The organism is Ammoniphilus sp. YIM 78166, assembly GCF_004522215.1.
In the GTDB taxonomy this organism is placed as follows: domain Bacteria; phylum Bacillota; class Bacilli; order Aneurinibacillales; family RAOX-1; genus YIM-78166.
In genome coordinates this window covers 183,354-204,783 of record NZ_SDLR01000002.1, presented here as the reverse complement: position 1 = coordinate 204,783, position 21,430 = coordinate 183,354, and the positions used below count along the sequence as shown (strand labels likewise).

General features: G+C 44.5%; 21 protein-coding genes. 7 read left to right on the top strand and 14 right to left on the bottom strand.

Going from position 1 to position 21,430, the window contains the following annotated elements:
• Positions 1 to 51 precede the first annotated feature (51 nt).
• The 6 genes from accA to EIZ58_RS06995 all read right to left on the bottom strand — a co-directional run bounded on the left by accA (position 52) and on the right by EIZ58_RS06995 (position 7,655).
• A complete protein-coding gene (gene accA, locus EIZ58_RS07020) occupies positions 52 to 1,017 on the bottom strand; it encodes an acetyl-CoA carboxylase carboxyl transferase subunit alpha (RefSeq protein ID WP_134699899.1) in 966 nt (321 codons plus the stop codon).
• Positions 1,017 to 1,898, bottom strand: a complete 882-nt coding sequence (gene accD / locus EIZ58_RS07015; protein WP_134699898.1) for an acetyl-CoA carboxylase, carboxyltransferase subunit beta — start codon at positions 1,896 to 1,898, stop codon at positions 1,017 to 1,019. Before accD ends, accA begins: the two co-directional genes overlap by 1 nt.
• A gap of 14 nt (positions 1,899 to 1,912) precedes the next feature.
• Positions 1,913 to 2,095: a glutamate decarboxylase gene (locus EIZ58_RS07010; protein WP_134699897.1), complete on the bottom strand. Its 183-nt coding sequence runs from the start codon at positions 2,093 to 2,095 to the stop codon at positions 1,913 to 1,915.
• A 39-nt stretch (positions 2,096 to 2,134) separates the two neighbouring features.
• The gene (locus EIZ58_RS07005) at positions 2,135 to 2,803 is read right to left on the bottom strand and encodes a FadR/GntR family transcriptional regulator (protein WP_134699896.1); all 669 of its coding nucleotides are present in this window, start codon (positions 2,801 to 2,803) and stop codon (positions 2,135 to 2,137) included.
• Positions 2,804 to 2,893: 90 nt separating this feature from the next.
• Entirely contained in the window at positions 2,894 to 4,126 is a 1,233-nt protein-coding gene (ystJ, locus tag EIZ58_RS07000; protein ID WP_134699895.1) for an NADP-dependent malic enzyme, read from the bottom strand.
• Positions 4,127 to 4,244: 118 nt separating this feature from the next.
• Positions 4,245 to 7,655 carry a DNA polymerase III subunit alpha gene (locus EIZ58_RS06995; protein ID WP_134699894.1) on the bottom strand — a complete coding sequence of 1,137 codons (3,411 nt, stop codon included), beginning with the start codon at positions 7,653 to 7,655 and terminating at the stop codon, positions 4,245 to 4,247.
• 114 nt (positions 7,656 to 7,769) lie between these two features.
• On the opposite strand from EIZ58_RS06995, the gene EIZ58_RS06990 reads away from it, so the two are divergent.
• From EIZ58_RS06990 to EIZ58_RS06975, 4 genes are all read left to right on the top strand, one after another.
• On the top strand, positions 7,770 to 8,093 hold the full coding sequence (locus EIZ58_RS06990; protein ID WP_134699893.1) for a YtrH family sporulation protein: 324 nt from the start codon (positions 7,770 to 7,772) through the stop codon (positions 8,091 to 8,093).
• Positions 8,090 to 8,587: a sporulation membrane protein YtrI gene (locus tag EIZ58_RS06985; RefSeq protein ID WP_134699892.1), complete on the top strand. Its 498-nt coding sequence runs from the start codon at positions 8,090 to 8,092 to the stop codon at positions 8,585 to 8,587. Before EIZ58_RS06990 ends, EIZ58_RS06985 begins: the two co-directional genes overlap by 4 nt.
• A 103-nt stretch (positions 8,588 to 8,690) precedes the next feature.
• Positions 8,691 to 8,873: a YtzJ family protein gene (locus EIZ58_RS06980; RefSeq protein WP_134699891.1), complete on the top strand. Its 183-nt coding sequence runs from the start codon at positions 8,691 to 8,693 to the stop codon at positions 8,871 to 8,873.
• A gap of 322 nt (positions 8,874 to 9,195) precedes the next feature.
• Positions 9,196 to 9,477 carry a YtpI family protein gene (locus EIZ58_RS06975; RefSeq protein ID WP_167577552.1) on the top strand — a complete coding sequence of 94 codons (282 nt, stop codon included), beginning with the start codon at positions 9,196 to 9,198 and terminating at the stop codon, positions 9,475 to 9,477.
• A gap of 146 nt (positions 9,478 to 9,623) precedes the next feature.
• Here the strand turns inward: EIZ58_RS06975 and EIZ58_RS06970 are convergent, their stop codons facing one another.
• Positions 9,624 to 10,460: a DMT family transporter gene (locus tag EIZ58_RS06970; protein WP_134699889.1), complete on the bottom strand. Its 837-nt coding sequence runs from the start codon at positions 10,458 to 10,460 to the stop codon at positions 9,624 to 9,626.
• A 437-nt stretch (positions 10,461 to 10,897) separates the two neighbouring features.
• Here EIZ58_RS06970 and EIZ58_RS06965 point away from each other — a divergent pair, with 437 nt between their 5' ends.
• Positions 10,898 to 11,299, top strand: a complete 402-nt coding sequence (locus EIZ58_RS06965; RefSeq protein ID WP_134699888.1) for a hypothetical protein — start codon at positions 10,898 to 10,900, stop codon at positions 11,297 to 11,299.
• Between the two features lie 72 nt (positions 11,300 to 11,371).
• Here the strand turns inward: EIZ58_RS06965 and EIZ58_RS06960 are convergent, their stop codons facing one another.
• From EIZ58_RS06960 to EIZ58_RS06930, 7 genes are all read right to left on the bottom strand, one after another.
• Positions 11,372 to 12,685, bottom strand: a complete 1,314-nt coding sequence (locus EIZ58_RS06960) for a DRTGG domain-containing protein (protein WP_134699887.1) — start codon at positions 12,683 to 12,685, stop codon at positions 11,372 to 11,374.
• A gap of 347 nt (positions 12,686 to 13,032) precedes the next feature.
• A complete protein-coding gene (locus EIZ58_RS06955) occupies positions 13,033 to 13,311 on the bottom strand; it encodes a hypothetical protein (RefSeq protein ID WP_134699886.1) in 279 nt (92 codons plus the stop codon).
• 72 nt (positions 13,312 to 13,383) lie between these two features.
• Positions 13,384 to 14,028, bottom strand: a complete 645-nt coding sequence (gene trmB / locus EIZ58_RS06950; protein ID WP_134699885.1) for a tRNA (guanosine(46)-N7)-methyltransferase TrmB — start codon at positions 14,026 to 14,028, stop codon at positions 13,384 to 13,386.
• Between the two features lie 58 nt (positions 14,029 to 14,086).
• Positions 14,087 to 15,337, bottom strand: a complete 1,251-nt coding sequence (locus EIZ58_RS06945) for a M48 family metallopeptidase (protein WP_167577551.1) — start codon at positions 15,335 to 15,337, stop codon at positions 14,087 to 14,089.
• Positions 15,338 to 15,438: 101 nt separating this feature from the next.
• Positions 15,439 to 16,260: a C40 family peptidase gene (locus EIZ58_RS06940; RefSeq protein WP_134699883.1), complete on the bottom strand. Its 822-nt coding sequence runs from the start codon at positions 16,258 to 16,260 to the stop codon at positions 15,439 to 15,441.
• Positions 16,261 to 16,530: 270 nt separating this feature from the next.
• Positions 16,531 to 17,223: a metal-dependent hydrolase gene (locus EIZ58_RS06935; RefSeq protein WP_134699882.1), complete on the bottom strand. Its 693-nt coding sequence runs from the start codon at positions 17,221 to 17,223 to the stop codon at positions 16,531 to 16,533.
• Positions 17,224 to 17,288: 65 nt separating this feature from the next.
• Positions 17,289 to 18,419 carry a DUF445 domain-containing protein gene (locus EIZ58_RS06930; RefSeq protein ID WP_134699881.1) on the bottom strand — a complete coding sequence of 377 codons (1,131 nt, stop codon included), beginning with the start codon at positions 18,417 to 18,419 and terminating at the stop codon, positions 17,289 to 17,291.
• Between the two features lie 122 nt (positions 18,420 to 18,541).
• Between EIZ58_RS06930 and EIZ58_RS06925 the strand changes: the two genes are divergently transcribed.
• Positions 18,542 to 19,972, top strand: coding sequence for a YheC/YheD family endospore coat-associated protein (locus EIZ58_RS06925; protein WP_167577550.1), 1,431 nt, complete (start codon positions 18,542 to 18,544; stop codon positions 19,970 to 19,972).
• A gap of 76 nt (positions 19,973 to 20,048) precedes the next feature.
• Complete coding sequence (locus EIZ58_RS06920) at positions 20,049 to 21,419, top strand: YheC/YheD family endospore coat-associated protein (RefSeq protein ID WP_134699879.1); 1,371 nt, start codon at positions 20,049 to 20,051, stop codon at positions 21,417 to 21,419.
• Positions 21,420 to 21,430 lie beyond the last annotated feature (11 nt).

The following is a 21,430-nucleotide window of genomic DNA, read 5'->3' as shown; positions in this document are numbered from 1 at the left end:
TAAGCATAATAAACCAGGCCTATATTTTGCTGTGGCCTGGTTTTATATGAATTAGTTATTAATTAAAGTTGTGTATTGCCCCATAGCGGCAAACTTATCATAGCGTTCTTTTTTCAGTTCGTCCGCACTTTTACCTTTTAACTCTTTTAGATGCACGAGAATCGCTTCTTTCATGAGCTGTGCTTGCCTTCCAATGTCTCGATGTGCACCTCCAAAAGGCTCCGGAATAACCGCATCAATAACGCCAAGCTCCTTGAGATCGTTGGCGGTAATCTTCATATGCTCCGCTGCCCTTTGGGCTAGGCTTGAATCCTTCCACAGCAGCGCTGCAGCCCCTTCTGGGGAAATCACTGAATAAAACGAGTTCTCTAGCATCAAAATTCGATTTCCTATTCCCAAGGCTAAAGCTCCTCCACTGCCCCCTTCACCTGTAACAATGCAAATAACAGGAACAGATAGAGCTGCCATCTCCAGCAAGTTTCGGGCAATAGCTTCGCTTTGGCCTCTTTCCTCTGCTGCGATCCCGGGATAGGCTCCAGGCGTATTGATCAAGCAAAGAATAGGACGACCAAATTTATCCGCTTGGTGCATTAAACGAAGGGCTTTTCGATACCCCTCCGGATGGGGCATCCCAAAGTTCCGAGCAATGTTATCCTTGGTATCTTTGCCCTTTTGGTGTCCGATAACGGTTATCGGCTGGCCATCTAGCTTGGCAATGCCTCCAACAATGGCCGGATCATCCCCGAAAACACGATCCCCATGAAGCTCAAGGAAGTCGGTACAAATATGCTTTATATAGTCGACAGTAGTCGGCCGTTCAGGGTGACGGGCAATTTGAACTCGCTGCCATGGTGTAAGATTTCCATAAATCTCTTTTTGAAGCTGCTTCGCCTTTTCTTCTAGCTTCTCAATTTCATCTGTAAAATCGATCCCTTTTTCTTCCGTAAACTTGCGAAGCTCTACAATTTTATTCTGCAACTCAATAAGGGGTTTCTCAAACTGCAAATCGCCAGCCACTAGTTCCGCCCCCTTACACTATGGATATCCAATATTTTCCCCAACACATTTCTCATTTCCTTCCGATGGACAACTTGGTCTAGCTGACCATGCTGAAGCAAAAACTCAGCCGTCTGAAAATCCTTAGGCAGCTCTTGTCGGATCGTCTGCTCGATGATTCTTCGACCTGCAAAACCGATCAAGGCACCGGGTTCAGCTAGGTTATAATCCCCTAGAGAGGCGAAGCTAGCAGATACACCTCCAGTGGTTGGATTCGTCATGATGGAAATGAAAAGTCCTCTCTCTTCATGAAGTTTGGCTAATCCAGCACTCGTTTTGGCCATTTGCATAAGACTTAAGACCCCTTCTTGCATCCGTGCCCCACCTGAAGCAGAAAAAAGAACAAACGGGTATTTCTTCTCAATCGCTTTTTCAATCGCCCGGAAGATCTTCTCTCCCACCACAGAGCCCATACTCCCCATCCGAAAACGGGAATCCATTACACCAATCACCACAGGGTGACCGAGAATCGTTCCTTCTCCAGTCAGAACAGCCTCGTTTAAATTGGTCTTCTCCATATCCTTCTCTACTTTATCCAAGTAGTCAGGAAAAGAAAGAGGATCAACGGAAATCATGTCGCTGTCAAATTCAAAAAAATGCCCATCGTCCAACGTAGCATGAACGCGTTCAAAGGCATTCATGGGAAAATGATGTCCGCACGAAGGACAAACCTTGAAGTTTTTTTCTAGCTCTTTTGTATAGGCTATGGACCCACACTGACTACACTTCACCATCAGTCCCTCAGGGATTTCTTTTTTATCACTGGGTGACACGGGTTCCTTTGGTAAGGGACTGGCTATAGTTGCGTATTTTTTCCGTTTATAAAAAATATCTTTTAACAAAACATACACCTCAATTATTGAAGAATCGAACTTAAAATTTCTTGAATCTCATCTAACTCGGCTTCGGGGACAAGGACTTCAAAATGCTTAGATACGGATGCTTGCCTAATTTTAACTAAAAAGCCTTCATCGGTCAGTCTATCTTGTATTTTTTCTGCCATTTTAGCGCTAGGAGCAATATAAATTACAGTCCACATTTTGAGCCTCCCCTTATAGTCCAGTTCTGCCAAGGAAGTCTAGCTCTGGACTAGATGCTCCCTCATGCGCGCCTCTGCCTGATCCCGATTCCTTTCACGAATCGCCTCCAGAATGCCTTGATGCTCATCAATCATAGCTCTCTGGGTTCTTTCATCCGTAAGCGAATCTTCCCTAACTGCTTTACTGTATTCCACAAGTGGTATCCAGATTCGCTGTAACACAGAATTGCGACTTGCCCTTGCAATTGCACGATGAAATTCAAAATCTTCTTCTACCGGAGATTGCCCTCGCTCGATCTTTTGCATCGCATCCGAAATGGACTTCTCCATGATTTGCAAATATTTATCCGTTGCCCGTTCACACGCGAGCCTTACTGCATCCAATTCTAAGATCAATCTCATCTCAGACAAGTCTCTACTGGCCTTGCGGTCTCGCAGCAGATAATATCCTAGAATATCGAAAAGCTTATTATGCCGATAATGCTCAATGAACGTTCCTTCTCCTCTGCGGGTGGTAATGAGACCTAATAGCTCAAGAGCCCGGAGCGCTTCTCTAACCGAAGATCTCCCTACTTTTAGTCGCTCAGACAACTCTCTTTCGGAAGGGAGCTTATCTCCTGGGCGAAGATTGTCTGCTTCTACAATTCGGTTTAGTTCTAATAAGATTCCGTGATAGACTTTATCCCCAGCAGCAGGACCTAGTATCATAGGACACCTCGCTCTCCTTATATGATGCTATGGCAGTCTTAAAACGCCAAAAGAAGGAAATCATTGGATTTCCTCTTTCTTTCTGCCCGGCTATTCTATCGAAGTGAGCATGACGGTGCGTTCACGTACCACTTGCGGATCCACCTGTATTCTCGCTACCCCGCTCTCCATCGCTGCCTTCGCAACGGCAGCTGCCACTTCAGGAGCAACTCTAGGATCAAATGGATTAGGAATACAATAGTTTTCACTGAGTTCTTCTTTGTCCACTAGATCTGCAATGGCGTAGACAGCTGCTACCTTCATTTCTTCATTAATCTGTTCCGCCCGTACGTCCAGGGCACCACGGAAGATACCTGGAAACGCCAAAACATTGTTAACTTGATTAGGGAAGTCTGAGCGACCGGTTCCTATCACTCGCGCTCCTGCTTCTTTTGCCTCTTCTGGCATGATCTCAGGGTCTGGATTAGCCATGGCAAAAATAATGGCGTCGCGATTCATCGTTTGAATCATATCTTTCGTCAGAGCTCCCTTCACGGATACCCCAACGAAAACATCAGCCCCACGAAGCGCATCCGCTAGCTGGCCTTCCTTCTTCTCAAGATTAGTCAGTTTCGCCATCTGTTCCTTTATCGGATTCATCCCGTAAGGACGACCTTCATAAATAATTCCTTTAGTATCACATAACAAGATATCTTGAACACCTAAATGCGATAATAACTTAATGATAGCAATTCCTGCAGCCCCTGCCCCATTCACAACTACTCGAATCTCGTTCATATGCTTATCGACGATCCTCAAAGCATTGAGTAGTCCCGCTGCCGTCACAATGGCAGTACCATGTTGGTCGTCGTGGAATACAGGAATGGAGCATTCTCGCTTCAATCTTTCTTCAATCTCAAAGCATTGAGGGGCAGCGATATCCTCCAAATTCACTCCACCGAAGCTCGGTGCGATCATTTTTACCGTTTCAATTACCTTCTCGACTTCCGATGAACTGAGGCATATCGGAAAAGCATCAACGCCTGCAAAATTCTTAAACAGGACGGCCTTCCCTTCCATTACTGGCATCGCTGCCTCAGGACCGATGTTCCCCAGACCGAGTACAGCCGTTCCATCAGAGACTACGGCTACCAAGTTACCTTTCATAGTATACTCGTAGACTTTGCTCTCATCCCCGAAAATTTCTTTGCACGGCTCAGCCACACCTGGAGAATATGCTAGGCTTAAATCTTGAGCATTCTTTACCGCTACTTTTGAATGTACCGCTAGTTTTCCCTGGTTTTCTCTGTGCATTTGCAGTGCAGCTTCACGTAAATTGGACACGGCTTGATCTCTCCTCTAGGTGGTCAGACCACTAAAGTCTTTTTCATAATTATAGCAGAAGTTATGCCCAAGTAAACGTGAAATTAATCGATAATTTCCGACCTATTACGTCAAGCCCCTATTTATTCCATTCCTTAACAATCACGGACTCCTTACCAACTAATCCTTCAAGCCTGCTAATCAGCGCTGGCTGAAGGTTGACGTGATATTTTTCTTGCAATTTTTTAGTTTCTTTCTTCGCTTCATAATAGAGGTAAACAGGATAATTTCCGCTAAATTTAAGCAGCTCCTCCTGTATGTCCATAAGTTGGCCCGAACCCTCTAAGGGTTCGGAAATCCGAATGAATAAAGCTAGGCTTTGAGAAGCCTGCTTTTTTGCAGGTAAAGAGGCCATATCCCATCCTTTTTGAACGATCAGCTTGATTTGCTCTTCCTGCTTTTCAACCTTCCCTTGAACAACGACCATTCGATTTTTTTTCCAGAGCGCAGCCTCTTTTTCAAATGTCGTGGGAAAAACCACAAGCTCGGCTTGTGAGGCTTTGTCCTCAAGAAGAATAAAAGCCATTTGGCTCCCTTTTCGGGTGGTAATGGTTTTTGCCTCTAGAATCATTCCCGCCACTAGCACAGTCTCCTGCACGTGTGCGTCGAGTCTATACAGTGGGATTACTTCCTTGCGCTGGAAGATCGCATCATATTCTTCAAGTGGATGACCAGAAACATACAGCCCAAGCAACTCTTTTTCCAGCTGCAACAGCTCTTTCTTAGTGAAGGGTGGGATATCCGGATACTGAACCTCCACTCCCTGAACCGATTCCACTTGAAATAAGCTGCCTTGCCCATCTGCATGCTCCCTTCTCCATTCCTGTCCTTTTTCTAGCACCAGATCAATCACAGAAAGCTTCTGCGCTCGATGACCAGGCAGACTATCAAGGGCTCCACTTTGAATCAGGGCTTCTAGTACTCTTCGATTGCATATTCTGGGGTCTACTCTTCGGCAAAAGTCAGATAAACTGCTAAACGGCCCTCTTTTTTTCCGTTCTTGAAGAATGGACCCGATGGCATGGATACCTACATTTTTAATCGCTGAAAGTCCAAACAGGATGCCGTTGTCACAAATGGAAAATGCAGCTTCGCTCTGATTAATATCCGGAAGCCTCACGGGGATTCCTCTTCTCCTCGTTTCCTCCACGTATTCCGCTACTTTACCTACATTTCCTATAGCGAGCGTGAGTAATGCCGTCATAAATTCCAAGGGATAATTGGCTTTAAGATAAGCCATTTGATAAGCGATCAAGCTGTAAGCCGCACTATGGCTGCGGTTAAAGCCGTAATCCGCAAAGCGTACGATTAAATCATATAATTCCTGGGCAACTTGGTGAGGATATCCCTTCTTAAGACAACCTGAGACAAATTGCTCTCTTTGCTTTTCCAATACTTCTCGCTTTTTTTTCGATACGGCACGACGAAGGACATCAGCCTCACCTAACGAATAGCCAGCCATAGTCGAAGCAATTTGCATGATTTGCTCTTGATACAGAATAAATCCATAGGTATCAGCGAGAATCTCCCGGAGATCGTCGTGAAGGTAGGTGACTGGTCTTTTTCCGTTCTTGGCCGCCGCGAACTCAGGAATGATCTCCATAGGGCCTGGGCGATAAAGAGCGAGTATAGCGATAATATCTTCAAGAGAAGATGGCTTTACTTCTTTGAGAACATTGCGCATCCCGGCAGATTCTAGCTGAAAAATGCCTGTAGTATCTCCTTGGGTGAGCATCTTATAGGTCTTGGCATCATCATGAGGAATCTCTTCTAGCTTTAATAAGGGATTGGTCCGAAGACGGATCAGATGAAGTGCGGATTCGATGATGGTTAGATTTCTGAGACCTAAGAAGTCCATTTTCAACAAACCAATTTCCTCAAGATGCTCCATCGAATATTGCGTCAGGGAATGTCCCTCTTGTCCCTGCTGAAGCGGAACATAGTGAGTCAAAGGCTCTCTTGAGATCACAATGCCTGCAGCATGTGTACTAGCATGGCGAGGAAGTCCCTCAATCCCTTTGGCATACTGGATTAGCCTCTGCGTTTCTTCATTTTCATCAAAGGCATCCTTTAATTCAGGAACGGTCCGAATAGCCTCGTCCAATGTCATTCCTTGCGAAATCCATTTAGCTGTACGATCCACAATATTGGCTGGAAAGTTCATGACCCTTCCGATATCCCTAATGGCCGCTCGAGCTGCCATAGTCCCAAAGGTGATGATTTGAGCAACAAACTCTTTTCCATACTTTTGTGACACGTATTCGATGACTTCTCCCCGACGCTCCACTTCAAAATCAATATCGATATCAGGCATACTAATTCGTTCCGGATTAAGGAACCGTTCAAATAAAAGCTTATACTTCAGGGGGTCGACGTTGGTAATTTGTAATACATAGGCGACTAAACTTCCTGCCGCTGAGCCTCTGCCAGGTCCTGTCACGATCCCTTGCTGATGGGCAAACCTCATAAAGTCCCAGACAATCAGAAAGTAATCGGAGAACCCCATTTTGTCTATTACACTTAGCTCGTAAGCCAGCCTCTCCTGCGCCTCTTTACTAGGTTGGGCATATCGCTGGTTGAGTCCTTTTTGGCATAGCTCCTTCAGATAATCAGTTGCACGACTCCCTTCTGGCAAGGGGAATTTAGGCAAAATATGTTGACCAAAAGATATTTCCACGTGACAACGATCTGCAATTTTGCAGGTATTTTCTACAGCTGCCCGGGCATAGGGGAATAGGGCACTCATCTCATCTTGATTTTTTAAATAAAATTGTTGATTGGGCAGCCGAAATCTCGTCGTATCACTAATTAATTTTCCGCTTCCTATACATAACAACACATCATGCTTCCAAGAGTCCTTGGGAGTTAGGTAATGAACGCTATTCGTTGCAATCAGCGGAACCCCTGATTGCTGAGAGCATTGCAGGATTCGTTGATTTAAAACTCTCTGCTCTTCTAATCCATGGTCTTGCAGCTCCAAGAAGAACTGGCCTTTCCCAAATAAGCCTTCATATTCTTTTGCTCGCTGGACCGCTGCCTCCAACTGTCTATCTAGAAGGAGTTCTTGAATCTCTCCCGAAGATCCTGAAAAATAAGCGATCAGACCCTCAGCATGCTGTCTTAGAAGATCTTTATTCACCTTAGGCTTACCATGAGCCGTCTGAAGATTTGCCCTCGTGACCAACTGAAGAAGACTTCGGTATCCTGCATCATTCTCCGCTAACAACACCATTGAGTATCGCTTTTCATCTCGAACCCGGTCTGTGAGGTTGCCATGGATAACATCCAGGGTCACTCCAATAATGGGCTTGATTCCATGCTGCATGCATGCTTTATAAAACGGTATTACACCGTACATGGTTCCATAATCGGTAATAGCCAGAGCCGACATCCCCAGTTGTTTGGCCTGCCTTACAAGTTCATCGATTTTGCACGCGCCTTCTAAAAGGCTGTACTCACTATGGACCCGCAAATGTACAAAACGCTCCATAGGTTCTACCCCTTTCTAACTTCCTCCCTCTATTATACATCAAGAAAATGACAATCATATTTGCGTATTCTTGTCCATAAGCATATAGGGATACTAAAAAGGAAGTGGTTATCCTTGACTCTATTAGCGAATGTTATCCTCCATTTTTTCATAGCCTTCGGCATTGTCGTAGGGGGGTCTTTCATGGGGGCGATGGGTTCTTTTCTTGTCAGGCAGCCTCCACTAAGCAATATGGTCGCACTTTCGGAGAAATTAAAGATCTGGGGATTAGTTGGCGCCTTAGGGGGTACCTTTGACTCTTTTATGCAAATTGAACGGGTGTTTAGCGATGGCCAGCTCTCGGACATCATTAAGCAAATCATCTTGATTATCAGTGCTTTTGCAGGGGCATACAGCGGTTACGTTTTGATTAAGTGGTTAGGAAAGCTAGAGGGATGAGAGTTCCTAGCCGAACGAGCTATAGGCAGTGGATTCGCTACGAAATGGTGTTTTTTCTTGGCATGTTGCTTGGCGCTCTCATCTTCTTGCTGTTTAACGGAAAGGAACTGGACAGACTGCACCTGCAGATCAAGGCCCTCGAAAACCAAAGTCAGCATTTCGAGAATCAATTAAAGAAGTACGAAGAGCAAGACCCGAGTAAATATAACCGAAAGCTAGTCGTAAAAGATATCGAAATTCACCTTGAAGACCCGAAACCAGACGATAAATTTATCGAGCTTGAGCTGCAGAAAAGAATCCTGAAAGAAATGAAGTTTCTCGAAGGAAAGTCTCTAGAAAGCGTGGATGATTTACATCTCTTAGTCAGACAGCACTTTAAGGAGAGAATCTATCGTCTTGGCGACCGAACCATCAAAGTAGAACTACAAACCATGACCATCTACCAGACCGTCCACTTGTACCTTTATGCAAAAGTGGAACAACCTACCCCCTAATTTTGAAGATATTGTGACATATGAACCAAAGGTGTCGAAATATTATAGAATGTATTGTATAATAAATATAAAGATTCGGTTAATTGAAAAGGAGGCACACACGATGATCATCAGCCAACGAGAAATGGCACGCGCAAAAATTGAAAGACTTAAGGGTGGTTTATCTGCCTTCTCAGAAACAGCACAAGTTACCGAACAAATTGAGAAATACATCCAGGAACATGGTCTACGAGTCCATATAGATCGAACCCCTTTCGGAAATTGGTTCATCCCAATTAAAGATTAATCACGAGTCTGGCATGAAATGCCGGACTTTTTTGTGTATAATGGCTAAAGTGTAAGGCTCTGTTATATAGACCTTGGAGATAATTAAGTGGAATAACTCCAACTAATTCGGAAAATATAGCGGGTTCCTATTAAATTAATGGATTTTCATCCACCTACAATGTTAAATTCACTGCTTTTCAGCAGGGGTTAGCGTGCTTAAATGGAAAATCTCCACTTAATTCATCTCTTGAGGCCCTAATTTTCAAACTAAGTGGAGATTTTCCATCTAAGTGTTCTACTGAGCCATGTGAAAAGAAAAATCAATGAAAGGAAGTTTCGGTATGATCTTGACTGGCTTTACCATCACTGCTTTATTTCTAACCATCGTGTTTGGCTTCCAATATAGAATGATCAAGCACCCTGTCGGCAAAAAAATTGGACAAGGTTTAATGAATATTTTTATGGGAATCACCTTGATTCTTTTTGCGGCAAACCAGTTTCTCTTTCCTGATCTTACAACCATCCGCCTAACCATAGCTCTCGTTATGCTCGCCCTCGGCATCTTTAATTTATGGGCTGGGGTTAAGAACTATCGCTATTACAAAGGGTTGCAGACGAAATAGTTGGCTTTTTGAGTGGACGCGGAGATATCAAGGATGATTTTTCAAACGCGTTTGAAGTTTAGGTCTGGACCAGTCTTTGGTGCCCGGATCCGGCACTCTGCTGGCTTGCAGGGCATCAAACGACGCCCCACCTCCCCACTCTCCTTCTACATCCTCACCATTACCAATCCTGCTAAAGCAACGAGCAAGACCACCACTTGATAGATCTGTAACTTCTCTTTAAATAAGATCAAGCCGGCCATCATCACAACTAAACAGTTTAAACTGATGATCGGAAAAATGATGCTAGCCGGTCCATCCTCAAGTGCAAACAGGTAGGAAAAAAAGCCTGTGATGCTAAGCAGACCAACTACCCCACCAACCTTCAGCTCTGCTAGTCGAATGGTCTCCCCTCTAAAAAAGATAAAAGCACCCAAATAAACTAACCCTACAAGATAAAAGGAACTCAACAACGCCAAAAATCCGATATCATAGAAAGAAGCGACTTTCATAAGAAACGCGACCAAACCTATAGAAACTAAGGCCAATAGTATATGAACAAGCCATGACTTGTAGTGAACGTCCTTGCCGGCACCTGGCTTGTACTGGACAACGATCGATGCGCTGATCATCAGACAGATTCCCAGCCACTGCAGCGGCGTAATGACATCCGGGAAAAACATGCTGGAGGCCAGGATAGGAATAATAGCGTTGCTGGCAATGAGCGCTGAGGTGATCCCTGCTGGTCCTCGTTCGAATGCTTTTGACATTTGTATGTTGCCATTGGCATTAAGAATCCCAGCTGTTCCACCCAGGAGCAAGGCAGATAGGCTTAATTGCCAGGTACCATCTACCACTCCATATATCGTGAGGCAAAGAAAGGCGACAAGGTAAAAATAAAATTGGATGCTTACTTTTGACAGTCCTCTGGTTGTCCCCCACTTAAATAACGTATTATTTACGCCGAAACAAATGGCTGTCCCTAATGCTGCTGCGAGCCACATACCCTTTCCTCTCTCCTTTTATATATAAAACTCTGATTCGGACTGCCCCTTCCATGCTCCACTTACTTGGAGTCATTACAGGTTTAGGAGCAAGTGAATGGTTTTCGTGATCAAATGACGTGAATAATTTGGAATTGTACCAAGTATGTGAGCAAACGCCCATGACTCGTGACCATCCACCACTTTTCCGTGAGCATAACAGAATTTTCGTGAGCAACGGGCCTGGGCAGTAGTCATACGCTCCCGGACCAGGCCATGATGAAAAAGAAAAGCCTAATTACTTAAAAAATCAGCTTAAAATGGGAGACTCTAAACGAAAGTTTAGATAGTGCCCATAAAAAAACTAGACCAAAATTACCCAAAACCTTCAAAAAAAACTGAGCCAGGCGATACCTCGTCCGAGCGGATCCACCAGGTTCAGGGCACGAACCGGGGGCTTGCGGTACCTCGTCCGTGCGATCCGCCCGGTTCAGGGCACGAACCACGGGCTTGCGGTACCTCGTCCGTGCGATTCGCCAAATTCAGGATACGAACCGCAGGCTTGCGGTACCTCATCCGAGCGGATCCACCAGAATCAGGGCACGAACCACGGGCTTGCGGTACCTCTTCCGAGCGAATCCACCTGGTTCAGGGTACAAACCGAGGGCTTGCAGTACCTCATCCGAGCGAATCTACCAGGTTCAGGGCACGAACCACGGGCTTGCGGTACCTCATCCGAGCGATCCGCCCGATTCTGGGCACGAACCGAGGCCTTGCGGTACCTCATCCGAGCGATCCGCCCGGTTCAGGCCACGAACCGCAGGCTTGCGGTACCTCATCCCCAGTATGGGAGCAAGTGAATGGGTTCTGCTGAATCCTGCTTTCTTATAAATCTAAAAAGGAACCCGTAAAAGGTCCCTTCCGGAAGAAATCTATCTCTCTACGACTTGCGTAGTCATCATGGCCTTGGCTACAAGGGTTCCTTGATGAAATACCTCGACCTCAACCTTACCGAATTTACGGCTGATCTCCATTACTCTTGGTCTAATTTCAATGGCGCTCTCGATCTGTACAGGCTTTAGGAAGTAGACTGTAATATTTTCTGGGACCATATCGCCTTTGCGATATTGACGCAAGGCTCTGCTACCGGATTCAGAGACAATGGTCGTTAACACGCCGCTTGAGATTGTTCCTAGATGGTTCGTCATCTGTGGGGTTACCTCGCCTCGGAAAACAATATTTCCTCCATCGAGCTTTTCCTCTTCGAAGCGGGAGATGATTTGATCGGCGAAGGTCTCACCAATCTGGGGTTGCTTTTGAATATATTGCATCGCTTTCAAGACATCTTGCCTGCTGATGACTCCCAGCAGCTTTTTGTGGTTGTCTACGACAGGAAGCAATTCAATCCCTTCCCAGACCATCATGTGTGCTGCGGAAGCAACGGAGACTCTAGGCATAGCGGTAAGCGGGTTTTTCGTCATAAGCTTATCAATCGCCACTTCGTCTTCATGACCCATCACATCTTTTGTTGTAACGACCCCTTGAAGCTTCAACTGCTCATCTACAACCGGAAAACGACCATGCCCTACCTCTTGGGACAACGCATGCCAATCCTTTACCTTACTGTTTGTATACAGGTAATACGTAGACTCCATCGGGGTGACAATGTCTTCGACCATTACGATTTCTTTTTTAATTAATCGATCATAGATCGCGCGGTTTATTAAAGCGGCTACCGTAAACGTATCATAACTGCTTGAAATGATAGGGAGCTGCAATTCATCAGCGAGCTGCTTCACATCTTCACTCGTGTCAAATCCCCCGGTGATTAACACAGCTGCCCCATACTGCAATGACAGCTTATGAGCTTGATATCGGTTCCCGATAATGAGCAAGCTCCCGGGCTCAACATACCGCATCATCGCTTCGAGCTTCATCGCACCGATAACAAACTTATTCAACGTTTTATGCAGTCCTTCTCTTCCCCCAAGGACATGACCGTCTACAATATTCACTACTTCTGCAAAAGTAAGCTTTTCAATATTCTTCTTTTGTTTTTTTTCGATTCGAACCGTTCCTACCCGCTCAATGGTGCTTACAAGACCCTGGACTTCCGCATCCTTGATCGCTCGGTAGGCTGTTCCCTCACTCACATCTAGATCCTTGGCTACTTGTCGGACCGATATTTTCGAGCCCACTTCAAGACTTTCTATATGCTTTAAGATTTGTTCATGCTTTGTCGCCATGTGTACCACCTGTATCTTTATATTGTTTCCCTGACTTCTCAAGACCTGTACCAGTCTGTTATACATTCATTATACCTAGTTATTATAACAATAACAACATACACTAAAGAAAACTTGGCTGGCGCCAAGCCTGAAAGGCTTCCCTACCTTGACATCAACCCTGCGGGTTCATTTTGATAAAATTAATTTTATCAAAATGAAGGTAAAACCTTGATGTCAAGGTAGGGAAAGGCGGCAGCCTTAGTTGCCCGTATGTGGATAAGGAATTCTATATAACTTATAAATTCTTATCCACCAAAAGAAAAGAGGGGCCTCTGCCTGGCGATGCAGGAAGACCCCTCACTCTTTTAGATATCAATAGATATTCTTCTTTTCTTTGTACCCGTAGTTCCGCCTCTTAGCCGTGGACTGCTGTAGACTGGCATATCTCGCCTTTTGGTCTTCTGTCGCTCTGTACCCATTACAAAATACAGATTACTCCCTATAACCAAAAAAGCAAACGCTATCCAGACCAAGCTGAACCCTGTAGCCAATTGGGAGATCCCTTGTACAGGCAATCGAGGAACCGCATAAAAAATAAGACAAAGCGCAAAAACCAGACAGCTCAGGGCACGAAATTTTCTCAAGCGCACTTACCTCCCAAAAGTCCCCATTGATTCTGTAAATTTATATGAGGCGAGTGGACAAGAAATGCTAAGTTACTGATAAATAGCTTCAACCCGGTAAATCTTCATGCCTCGGCTAACGAATTTTTGTTCATATTCCGTCATCACGGATTTCTCTTCTTCAAATTGGCTTTGGTGAAGGTCAAACGTTATATTTTTGAGTCTGAAACCGGTGTCGCTAAATTCGTTTAAGGAGAACTCGAATAACCCTTCATTGTCTGTCTTCAGATGGATCTCGTTGCCGTGTACAAGGATTTTCTTATACTTATCTAAAAACTCTCGGTGGGTTAAGCGGCGTTTGGCGTGACGGTTTTTTGGCCAAGGATCACTAAAGTTTAAGAAGATGCGCGACAGCTCTCCTTCTGCAAAACTCTCCTCAATTTTATTGATGTTCAGCCATAGAAAGGCGATATTGGTTAAACCTTTTTGAACGGCTTTTCTTACCGCATAAATTAATACTTCTTCGCGAACTTCTACCGCTATATAATTCACAGAAGGATTCTTCTCCGCAAGCGTTGTGATAAAGTTTCCTTTTCCAGTACCCAGCTCGGCATGAATCGGCTGGTTATTTCCAAACCACTCATTCCAGCGTCCACGATAACGCTCGGGTTCTAGTACAACCAACTTGTCATACCCTACAATTTCATCTTTAGCCCAAGGCTTTTTCCGCAATCTCATGAATGAATACCCCTATCTTTTCTTTTCTTCAATTCCATTCGCTTAGTATACGTTTTGTCTATTTCCCCTGTCCATACTCTTTTACATAAACGATACGCTCATGTAAGGTAGGGTGCCCATAGAGAAAATATTTCACCAAGGGCGGAGGATTGACCTCAGATAATCCCTCTACTGCTAACCGCTGAAAGGTTCGGGCAGCGGCGTCCGGATCTCCCATCATTTCCATTGCATATTGATCTGCTGCCAGCTCGTATTGTCTGGAGACGGCATTTTGTATTGGCATAGAAATAAAAGACAAAATCGAAAGCAATAGTAAGATTAATGGTAGCGACGATAACTCCTTGATATCATGGGTTCCCCACCAATGCCCAAACCGCCGGATCACCCATTGGGATAGATGGGCAATAGCAAATAAAGCAACCAGAACCATTCCTATTGTCCCTAAAAACAGCCAAATCATATGATTTAACACGTAGTGACCAATTTCATGAGCCATGATAAAGAGAACCTCGTCCTCCTTCAGTTTTTGAAGTGTCGTATCCCATAGGACAATCCTCGTATTGTTTCCAATGCCATTTACATAGGCATTAAGTGCATTGGTTTTTCGCGACATATTCACTTCGTATACCTGTTCAACCGGGACCTCTGCCCGCGCAGCCAACTGTAGGATTTCTTGTTTTAACCGCTCATCTTTTAAAGGAGTAAACTCATGATAAATAGGATCTAACACGATCGGTTGGATATACATAAAAAATAAAGCCACCGGTATGGATAACAGCCAACACCATAACCACCACCTTGCGGTTCTTCTTATGATTTGATAGAGCCCCCATACAATCGGACCCATCATCACAAGCGACACGCCAAACGACTTTAGCTTATCAAAGAACCAACTTGGGAAAGGCTCACTCGTAATTCCGTATTCATGCCTAAGCTGAAACATAAAGTAATCCAACGGAAATTGAAATAAACGCGTAGTGAGGGTTAACAAAAAAACAAAAAGGAGCGCTTGAAAAAATGACCCTCCTATTCGCATTGCCCATTTGTTATAAAGAGTAGCCAGTCCTAATCCAAGAATCAAAAGATACATTCCCCATTCCAAGGGACCACGAATGAAAAAAACAATGCTTTTGATTCTAGAATACGTCACCGATTTCTCCAACTGCTCTGCTGTCATGAATGTAGCTGGGTCAGCTGGGCTTCCGCGAAGCTCCTCTGGCAACGAACTGTTTGTTTCAAGTAGATACCAGCCTATAGCCACGCAATAGATAATAAAAAGAATAGCAAAGGCTAAACCAACTTTGCGCATGGTGCTCCCTCCTTCTTCCATCTTTCCTCATTTTCGTCTAATTGTTAGGAAATATGCATAAAGCCACTTCATCGCGAAGTGGCTTATCCATCTTATATGTATTATTTTTGTGAGACTGTCAGAACTCGTTTCGCTCCATAATACCGATAATTCTTAAAATACCAGCTTAAATCACTGACTTCTACTTTTCGTGTTGCAGAATGGATCATCTTATTGTTGCCGATATAAATCCCTACGTGAGAAATTCGGCCTTTCTTCAGGGTATCAAAAAATAATAGATCCCCCACTCTTAGATTATTTCGTTCTACCTTCTTACCCACTGAAAATTGATCAACCGATGTTCTCGGGAGCTTGACTCCCATCTGTCCCATGACATAGCTAGTAAACCCACTGCAGTCAAACCCTTTGGGGCTTGTCCCACCGGAGCGGTAAGGGGTTCCTGCCAAACCCACAGCAAGCGTCTTCACCCTGCCTAGAAGCATCTCCAGTGCACGAGAGGAATCTTCCAGATTATTGGTCAAATGCTCTGTAGCCACAAACCCAATGTGTTCTCCTACCTTGATCTTAGACCACTTTGCGTTTGTTTCTAGGAGCTCTACTTTAGCTCCTCGGTCTAGGGTTGTGATTACCTTCGATTGTTGGTTCTCATCTTCTCTTAAGCCGAGATCATCCTCGTTGATAAATACCATCTTTTTAACCTTGGTTACCGGCTCTGCGGCAGCCTCAGGGATTACAAGCTTCTGGTTAATGCTTAGAAATTCGGAGTCAAGACCGTTTGCTGATTTTAACCCTTCCACACTCACACCGTATTTCGAGGCAATGCCACTTAGCGTATCTCCTGCTACCACGACATAATCTTCTGCACCCGCTGATGTAGCGTACAGCAGCGTCGCTAGCAAGAACCCGGCTAGTCTCTTCTTCATCTGCTCACCACCATATGTCCAATTCCATTATGTATGTAAATCTACTATTCTTATAAACTACCTTTCTTAGTATAGCGTAATTTCGACAAATTGGATAGTATTTCCTTAGAAATTAACATAATTTTTTCACATTTTTTAAATACAGCTGAATTATTGTCGGAAAAGGTCAAAAAAAAGGAGTGGCATCAGAGCCACTCTTTATCATTAAGGGGGTTTTCATCGTAGTTTTATCTTAACAAAGGAATATTACAGGGATGTTACATGTTCTTTTCAAATTAATGAAATTGTTTCTCCAGGTTCAACGACCGTTCCTTCTAATCCTTTTTTCCTTAATTCCTCTACAAAAGCCTGTCCATCCTGTTCAATGAGCCCAAAAGTATTGTAGTGAATCGGTATCGTATTTTTAGCTTGAATCCATCCTGCAGCGATAGCAGCATCGTCAGGACCCATGGTAAAGTTGTCACCAATAGGCAGGAAGGCAATATCAATCGTATGTAACTCGCCCAACAGTTTCATATCCCCAAATAACGCGGTATCCCCAGCATGATAAATGGTTTTTCCCTCTATGGTAAGCAAGATCCCACATGGCATACCCAGATACACGATCTTCTGCTCATCATCCGAAGTATATCCCGAGCTATGAAACGCTTGCGTAAACTTCGCCTTGAAAAAGTCAAAGGCTCTCGAACCTCCTGTATTCATGGAATGGACCTTCGCTCCCTGCCAAGAGAAATACGTGGCTAGTTCATGTGTTGCTATGATCGTCGCATCATTATTTTTCGCAATGGTTAAGGCATCCCCGATGTGGTCGCCATGGCCATGGGTAAGCAAAATATAGTCTACCTTCACATCTTCTGCTTTCGTTTTAGCTAAAGGATTATGCGTAATAAAAGGGTCGATAATCAGCGACTTTCCGTTACTTGTAATCTGAACTGTAGAATGTCCATGAAAAAGAATGTCCATTGTTACTCCTCCAATGATCCATATTTTAACATCTAGATCATACCAGAAAACAACGCAAGCAGCCACTATTTCAGGAAAAGGACAAGGAGACCTTGAACCGCCCCAATCAATCCACCTAAGATGGCGCCAAAGACTGTTATCATTTTTAGTTCCTTTCCGGTAATACTGATGATCATTTCTTCAAGCTTATTGACCGGAAATGCCTCTACTTGAGCGGCTGCAATTTTGGTCAGGTTGATTTTCTTCAGTCCGGCCTCTAGGTTGGCCTCAACCCATGTTAACAGGGAGGCTACCAAAGAAGGTATGGCTTCTTCTATGTACGTTTGGATCGGTTGAAGGATTGAATTTATCCTGATACTTCCAATCTTGTCCCTATCGACGATGCGATCAACGAGAAAGCGAATCCCATCCTCTACCTTTTCATGGCCTATCCAGTGAATGACTTCACCGACTTGCTTCTGATAGAGGTTCTTAAACTCTTGCTGCAAAAGGGTAGCGAGTTTAGTCTGAAGCGCATCATTTTTCAAGGCAGCTTCCAGGGAGGAGCCTACCTTTGCAATCACCTTCTCATCCGATAACAGCATGGAAGCAAGTCCGCCAAACATTCCTAAACCGCCTGACAGTTGAGACAACATACCCTTAATCATCACTTCGCCTTCTCGGGATCCAAGAAAACGCGACATCTTATCTAGCAGATAGGGAGCGGCGTCAGCAATCTTATCCTCTAGCCCTTTCTTGACATCTTCAGGCAAGAGCTCGTCTAGGGTTAAATAACTCGCCTGAGCCACTCGCTCTCCTAAATGAATGACAAGCTGATCCCTAACCCGCGCTTCTAGATTTTCTGTGATCGGCATCCCCCATCTTGTCATCAACTCTTGTAAAGTTTCTTCCGAAGATGCCCATTGATCTACCCTCTTGCGCAGCCATTGCTGAATCTCCTGATCCACTTGGCCCTTCATCAGCATCGATCTTACGCCCTGCGGCGTAATTAAAAAGTTTTCTACTAACTTTCCCATCTGAATAGCTAATTCGTCATGCCTTTTGGGGATAAGCCCTGGGGTGAAAGGAACCCTCCACTTCCCCAGATATATCGCTTTATAAGGTCTAAAGAGCATGCGGATCGCCAGCTCGTTGGTCATTCCTCCAATCAGGGCGCCAATTCCCATCTGGAGAAGCAATAATAATGGCCATGACACAGGTTGCTCAGCTCCTTTTTATTGTTTATTGTCCTCTTTCCCTAGAGCCTACTATTTTCACAAAGGCAAGGATGCCCTCATACTATACAGTAATTGAAAGCCTATTGGGAAGGGGAATATGCATGTCTCATATTTGCGTGGGAATACAGGTAGACGAGATGTCGGACTTCCCTTCGGGGAGTCAGTTGCAAATTAGCCCTAAGATCCAGCAATCTCTGCAAATCCCTCTGCGTTCCCCTATTTCTCTTCAAGTGGGACAAAAAACTGTTTCTTGTCAAGTACAGACCTTTACCAGTAACGGCTCTCTTATTCGCATCCGAAAAGATGTAGCAGAACAGTTGCATGTCCCAGATGGAATTCAATTGAACATCCGTTACGACAATAAAACTCGTAAAATCTATCTCGGCCCTGTTTTTGGCGTTCTCATTTCCAAGCTATATAGATCGCCAGAAGGCATGTTTGGCTCTACTTCTTCTTTCTGCAAGGAAGTGGTTCAAGGAGCCAAATCCAAAGGGATTCTTGCCTTCATCTTTACATTAAACGATCTGGACCGTGAAAATCAAACGGTGAAAGGCTGGAGATGGGTAGACGGTAAATGGGTCCAAAGGGTATTGCCTTTTCCTGATACCATTTATAACCGACTAGGCTCGAGAAAAGACGAAAATCGTTTCGGTGCTCAAGATTGGATTAAGAATTTGAAGAAGAATGGGGTTTCCTTCTTTAATGAGCATTTTCTAAACAAATGGCAGGTTCACGAAGCCCTTAGCAGTATAAGAGAAGCCTCTCCATATCTTCCTTACACACAGATGCACAAAGGCTTCAATTCAATTAAGGATGCTCTAGAGCGATTCCCGCAGGTTTACTTGAAACCTGCGAACGGCAGCTTAGGCATTGGCATCTACCGAATCACCCGAAATGGCAACCGCTACTCCTCTCATTATTCCACGATGAGCGGGAGCGTCAAAAAGGAATTTTCCACGCTTTCTGGTCTCTACAAGTATCTCTCTCCAAAAATATCGAGAATTTCTTACTTGGTTCAACAAGGTTTAAATCTGGTCAAAGTCGGAGGAAATCCTTTGGATTTCAGGTCCCTTGCCCAGAAGGACTCATCAGGAAAATGGGCTGTCACCTCGATTGTAGGCCGCATTGGGCAAAACCGGAGCATCGTTTCCAATCTAGCACGCGGCGGAACGATTGTACCTGTCACCAAAGCCTTGCGTAGTGCCTCTCCTTGGCATGGAGAACGTCCCACGAAGAGTCAGTTGGAAAAGGTATCCATCCTTCTTGCAAACAGCATGGAAGCGTCCATGCAAGGACATTTTGCTGAGCTAGGCATTGACTTAGCCGTAGATACGCAAGGCAGGATCTGGCTCCTAGAAATTAATGCAAAGCCCTCTAAAAATGACAAGCAAATTTTAACTGAACAAAAAAAGACGCGCCCCTCGGTAAAAAAACTATTAGAGTATGCGATTTACCTTTTTGAAGAGCCTGGAAAATCCAGCGGATATATACCGGTTTCCTTGCGGAAAACGCAGAAGAAAAGAAAAAGGTAGATCCTCAAGATCAGCTTCGAGAAAAAGAAGCCGTCCTGGCGAAATATCTCATGCAATCCCAATAGGAGGGTAAGAGATGGAGTCGAAACGAGTACGAATCCAATTGCTGCAGACTAATAAATATAATGGGATTATTATTTCCCATGACTTATGTAAAGAACTTGGCATAGAAGCCAAAAATCAAATTGAAGTTCAGCTTGGGCAAAAACGAGTCTGGACTCCTTTATTTAAGGCAAAAAAGGGCACAAACGAGATCTGGATCCCTCCTGGGCTAAGCAAAGATCTCGTTCTCCCTTTTGGCGGCCAACTCCATGTGAAGCTCGAAGAAGACACTTTGCGGATCGGGCCTGTTGTCGGAATCCTCACGACAGGAATTTCCCTAGCCAACAATCAGTTAATCAGCAAACGAGCTCCTTTCTTTAAAAGTCTGTTATCAGGACAACGAGGAGAAGGTTTATATTACTACCTTTTTACTCCGTCAGACGTGAATTGGGAAGATAAGACCGTTCGGGGCATCTTCCTACAAGAAGGACCAGGCGGCACCATGTGGAGGAAAGCCCTTATTCCGCTCCCAGACGTGGTCTATAACCGCATCCCTGACCGCTACTCCGAGAAATCGCCTACGGTTCAAGGTTTTAAAACCAGACTTGAACGCTTAACCGATGCTAAGATGTTTAACCCTACCTTTTTCAATAAATGGTCCATTCACCAGCAAATCCAAGATCATCCTTTTGCCAGCCAGCATATTCCAGAAACATATGTTTCCCCTACGGTTGCAAAGGTCCAAAGCATGCTGCAGAAGCATAAAATGGTTTACCTGAAGCCTGTTGGCGGGAGTCTAGGACTCGGGATCCTGAAACTTGAGTATCAGCCGCGTATAGGGTATTTCGTTACCTACAATAATCGAAAAAACATTATTCAGCAAAAGTACAGTACCCTTGCATCCCTTCTCCAGCAGCATATTCCCAAATCTCGTCTAAACAGCTATCTTGTGCAGCAAGGGATTTCCTTGATTAAGCACAACGGCAGGCCCCTTGACTTTAGAGTGCATGCTCATAAGAACCATGAAAATCAGTGGGTAGTAGCCGCTATCGCAGCTAAGATCGCAGGTAAAGGCAGTGTAACCACCCATGTTCGCACAGGTGGTACGGTCGTATTAGGAGAAGATCTGCTTAAACATGTGTTCCAAAGTGAAGGTCCGATCATGGAAAAAAAGCTCAAGGAAACCTCGGTACAATTAGCCCAGGTGATCGAATCCCGAGTAGGGCAAAACATCGGAGAGCTAGGATTTGACATAGGAATCGACGAGCGGGGACATATTTGGATGTTTGAGGCAAACTCTCGTCCCGGCAGATCCATTTTCAAGCATAGCAGCCTTAGGGAAGCCGATCGAAAGTCGGTTCACCTTATTCTCGATTATAGCCGATACTTGGCAAATTTTAATTAAAAGGAGCGTAG